Origin of the sequence: uncultured Veillonella sp., assembly GCF_915069625.1 — a bacterium.
Classification (GTDB): Bacteria; Bacillota; Negativicutes; order Veillonellales; family Veillonellaceae; genus Veillonella.
In genome coordinates, this window is record NZ_CAJZFD010000150.1 from 1 (window position 1) to 5098 (window position 5098).

At 37.5% G+C, this 5098-nt stretch carries 5 protein-coding genes and 1 pseudogene; all 6 read right to left on the reverse strand.

Translation table 11 applies throughout. The annotated features are described in order from the left end of the window. Window positions 1–289, reverse strand: a pseudogene (locus QZ548_RS07815) (endonuclease IV); the annotation flags it as partial. Window positions 290–450: 161 nt separating this feature from the next. Beyond that, window positions 451–870, reverse strand: a complete 420-nt coding sequence (locus tag QZ548_RS07820) for a Fur family transcriptional regulator (RefSeq protein ID WP_005385669.1) — start codon at window positions 868–870, stop codon at window positions 451–453. A gap of 176 nt (window positions 871–1046) precedes the next feature. After that, window positions 1047–2612, reverse strand: a complete 1566-nt coding sequence (locus tag QZ548_RS07825; RefSeq protein WP_295793674.1) for a DEAD/DEAH box helicase — start codon at window positions 2610–2612, stop codon at window positions 1047–1049. 97 nt (window positions 2613–2709) lie between these two features. Next, window positions 2710–3138, reverse strand: a complete 429-nt coding sequence (locus QZ548_RS07830) for a phosphatase (RefSeq protein ID WP_295793673.1) — start codon at window positions 3136–3138, stop codon at window positions 2710–2712. A 664-nt stretch (window positions 3139–3802) separates the two neighbouring features. After that, window positions 3803–4198 carry a hypothetical protein gene (locus QZ548_RS07835; RefSeq protein WP_295869520.1) on the reverse strand — a complete coding sequence of 132 codons (396 nt, stop codon included), beginning with the start codon at window positions 4196–4198 and terminating at the stop codon, window positions 3803–3805. Between the two features lie 306 nt (window positions 4199–4504). Next, on the reverse strand, window positions 4505–5098 hold a 594-nt coding region (locus QZ548_RS07840; RefSeq protein ID WP_295869522.1), incomplete at its 5' end, for a molybdopterin-binding protein.

Below are 5098 nucleotides of genomic sequence, written 5' to 3' on the forward strand. Positions count from 1 at the left end.
CCATACGCTCTAGGTCTTCTGTCATGGCCTGCTTTGCAAAAGCGCGCAAATCTTCTTTTGCTGCACATGGATTATACGTGTAAGGTGCATGAGCTAATAAGGTGCCAAAGTTATGTTCTTTCATATACGCACTCAAGCTATTCATATCCTCTACATCGAGGGCACGCATACTACCACCACGAGGATTGCGCGTGAAGTATTGGAATGTATTACCCCCAATTTTGGTAGCTTCTTTCCCCATGTTTAAATAACCTTTGCTAATTGATAAATGACTGCCGATGACAAACATAATACTCCTTTATATTTATATAATTCTAAAATTCTAAAATACTCAATTCTAATATCTATTCTATTACGCTTACATCTATTCCAAAAGCCTAATGAATAGAAGACATATATAACTAATATAACCCCTACCGTGAAGGAGCCCTTCGCGACAGGGGTTATGTATTAATGACTTTCTTTTTTAGCACACTCAGGGCATACACCTTCAAAGGTAATATGTTGACCTGTGATTTGATACTCGCTACCTTGATCAGCAATTGTTTTGATAGCTTGTAAATCAATGCCCATCATATCCTCTACCTTGTTGCAACGGATGCAACGGATATGGGAATGAGCTTGTGTGTCCCAATCGTAATGAGCGCGCTCATCACCTACTTCTAAAATTTTTACAAGACCGATTTTTTCAAAAATCTCCATCGTCTTGTACACGGTTGCCAAGCTCATGCTTGGATGTTCAGGGCGCAACGTATGATACAACATTTCTGCTGTTGGATGATCATGATGACCACGCAAGGCATCATAAATCGCAATACGTTGTGGGGTTACTTTGAACCCTTGGCTACGCAGAATTTGTGCGATATCCATAATACTCTACTCTACCTTTCTCCACTTGGAAATCTATAAGGCATCGACCATTATCGGCCATTCACAAGAAATAATTATTATCTATTATAGCAGAATTCTCAACACTTATCAAGATAGATAGTATTAACTATTAAGTAATAAAAAATGTGGATTGCCCGAAAGCAATCCACATTCTATTAGTCTTTAAAGTAAGGTTTGAAACCTTCACCTTGATGACGAGGTTTTCTGTCACCACGTGGACGATCAGATCTACGATCATCTCTGCGGCGGCCATCACGACGTTCACCTCTGCGGTCATCGCGGCTGCGACGAGGGCGGTCATCGCGACGACGATCTCCGTCACGGCGGCGATCACCATCTCTACGACGGTCACCACGGCGGCGGTCACTACGGCCACCTTCACGACGACGGCGTACGCGCAATGGTTTTTCTTCTGTAATATTTACAGGAGTTGTATCTGGTTCTTTTGTTAACAATTTAAGAGCTGCTGCCAAAAGTGTTACGGAATCTGTATCATTCAACAATTCCTCTGCACTAGATTTGAATGGTGCTAATGCTTCTAAATTATCTGTCATTTCAACGAGACTTTCAATTGCCAAACGTTGTTGACCTTCAAGAACTTCACCTAAGGAAGGTGCACGGCGGCGTGCGATTTTACGTTTTGTTAAACGCTCGATAGCATGTAAATGCTCCATTTCACGAGGGATAACGAACGTGAAAGCTTGACCAGCTTTACCGGCACGGCCTGTACGACCTACGCGGTGTGTGTAGCTTTCAGGATCTTGAGGCATATCATAGTTATATACGTGAGATACGCCAGAAATATCAAGACCACGAGCTGCCACATCAGTAGCCACGAGAATATCGATGGTACCTTCGCGGAATTGACGAATTACGCTGTCCCGTTTTTGTTGAGACAAATCGCCATGGATGCCTTCCGCCATGTAACCACGTTTCTTAAGACCTTCAGTTACTTCATCAACACGACGTTTTGTACGTGTGAAGATAATAGCAAGTTCAGGTGTTTGGATATCGAACAAGCGGCAAAGAACATCGAATTTTTGACGGTCTTGCACTTCGATATAATATTGTTCAATTAAGTCCATCGTAACTTGAGTCGGTTTCATACGAATCAATGTTGGCTCTGTCAAATATGTTTCAGCTAATTGTTGGATAGCTTTAGGCATAGTTGCGGAGAACAACAATGTTTGATGGTCTTCTGGGATAGCACCCAAGATTTTATTGATATCATCAACAAAGCCCATGTTTAACATTTCGTCGGCTTCGTCCAATACCACAACTTTCACATGGTCAAAGTGGATAGAACCACGATCCATATGGTCCATCAATCGGCCTGGAGTGGCAACGATGATTTGAGGGTTCTTTTTCAAGGCACGGAACTGACGATTAATATCTTGACCACCATAAATAGGTAGTGCAGTGATATTCGTGTATTGAGCCATTTTGTTAAGCTCTTCAGCTACTTGGATAGCTAATTCTCGTGTAGGGGATAAAATAACTACTTGAACGTGACGCTCATTCCCGTCTACGCGTTCCAATACAGGCAAGCCAAATGCTGCTGTCTTACCAGTACCTGTTTGAGCTTGACCGATCATGTCTTTACCGCTCATGGCAACTGGGATAGCTTCCTGTTGAATTGGCGTAGGCTCTTCAAAGCCCATATCGTTTAACGCTCTTAGAACAGGTTCGCTAATCATTAATTGTTCAAATTTTTCTAACATCTAAATGTGTTTCCTCCTATCGCGCACGAATTATGCGCGTTAGAATAGTATATCATATTTCAAAGGTGAACGCTATAAAAGTAATTACGAATCAAAACTAAATGTGCTTTCTTCTCTCCCTTAACTGTTCTATTAAAACGATTCCACCTGATACACAAAGGAAAACAAGGTATGATAAATGAATAGGCATATACAAACATTCAACAAGAACAACCCATAGAATCAAAATTAATTTAGAAATCCATTTCGTTGTTATTCTATCAGCTATCATAAATATAGATAAATTGATAATTATTTTAATGATTATCGCAGCGATTATAACGATTGACGTAAATTCTTCTCTATAATCTGTCAGTTCATATAAGGGATATAATAAATAACTCAAAAGAGCGCTAAGTATTATTAAGAACCAAATATTGAGTCCCTTTAAAAGTTTGGTGTTATTATAGTAAAAGACTCCAACCAAAAGAAAGAGTAAAATGCTAAGTAATATTCCTATAACTAATAGATAATCTAAATGAATCATGGTTTATGCTCTCCTTTAATCATTTTCACCAGTCTCTTTTACAATACACTCTTAAATGTTCTTAATTATAGCATAAGGCAGCTCCACACTTATTAGATACTGATCTTCTATATTATGCACAAAAAAGGCACCTCGAAGGATGTGCCTTCTTATTATGGTTTATTGAAGAATTCTATATTATTAGTCTAAGATAATAAAACAATATATATTTTTTATTTAGAATAATACCTTCCTAAACGCATAGATGCAAACAGTAATAAACATCAGCATCGAAAATACGGCAATGAGTCCACGATTGTAATATATGCTATCTCTTTTTTGAAAATATCCTGTGCACAGTGTAACAAGTGTAAAAATAGTCCAAACACTTCCATAACTCTCAATTACTGTATAATCTCTATCAATTATAATTTTAAGAATCAGTAGAGCTAAACTTATAAGAGAAATAATAGACAAATATTTTGTTAAACTACCAAAAACTCTATGTTTTTTTATGTATTCATACTCTTCATTAATTGAAGTCTTACGAATTTCAAGTTTATATAAGGCTATTCCCGATATGATAGATGCAAAAACAAACGTACTACCTAATATTGTTAACCTACTCATCTTTTACCTCATTTTTCATCGACGATACTTTTCTTGTATTCAATCTTTCTCTTTACTACTTAAAGAATATATCTTTAAACGCATAAGCAGAGCCTACAACACCGAATAATATTGAAACAATAGCAATAATCCCACGTTTATAATATAAACTGTCTCTCTTTTGAAAAAATCCTGTACACATTATCAAAAGCACGAAAATACCCCAAGCAACACCATATCTCGCAATAAATAAATAATCTTTATCAATTAAAAATTTACAATTTAATAGGACTACAATTATAATTGCAATTATTGTTAAATACTTGGTTAAATTACCAAAAGCTCTATGTTTTTTGATGTATTCATACTCTTCATCAATGACACGTTTACTAATCTCAAGTTTATATAACCCCATAGATAATGATAGAGACATAAAAATCCAAATATATCCTAACATTTCAAGTCTACTCATTTTTCTACCTTATCTTTCCACCGACGATACCCTTCTCATAACACATCTGACTCTTATTCTGCATAAACACCACTAATACGGCCTTTATCTACACCTGTAATCGTTTTACCTTTAAAATAAGACCATTATCATTATAAATAGTATACCAGTAAGAGTAATATTAAGAAATTGTATAATAACACCAAAAGACTGTAGCGAAATACAGTTTTACCGCATTTCACTACAGTCCCTTTTTAGGTATATTTCTTATTTTATTCAGGTATAAACACTTCTATCACAAAGATAAAAGCTATCTTTAAATCTATTTTATCCTAAGAAGCTACCATGCCCCATACAGATACAGTCTTCTTTTGTAATTTCATCGTCTGCAATAAGGCGTGGCACGATTTCATCAAATGCCGTTGGTTTACTAAACAATACACCACCTGGTACGCCTAAAATTGGCGTGCCATCAGCACAGTATGCAATGCACACCATAGAGCCTGGCAAGACAGGAAGTCCATATGTTACAACGCGGTCAGCGTAGCGTTTAATGGCGCCCGGTGTCAAATCATCTGGATCTACGCTCATGCCGCCGGTACAGAATATGATGTCTGCGCCCGCCTCTTTCACCTTGTCGATAGCAGCCACAATATCGTCCGTGTTATCCGTTACGATTTCATGGGCGATTTTTTTCACTCCAAATTCTGCGCAACGCTCCTCGATGATAGGTGTGAAAGCATCTTTAATGCGTCCTTCAAATACTTCAGAACCAGTTGTAACGATGCCCATTGTTTTGCGTACAAATGGTTTTATGTTTAAGATAGGTCCACCTATTTTTTGAGCTACTGTTATTTGTTGTTCTTCTAGCAATAATGGAATACAACGCATACCGGCTATTTTATCGCTCGCTTTTACAGG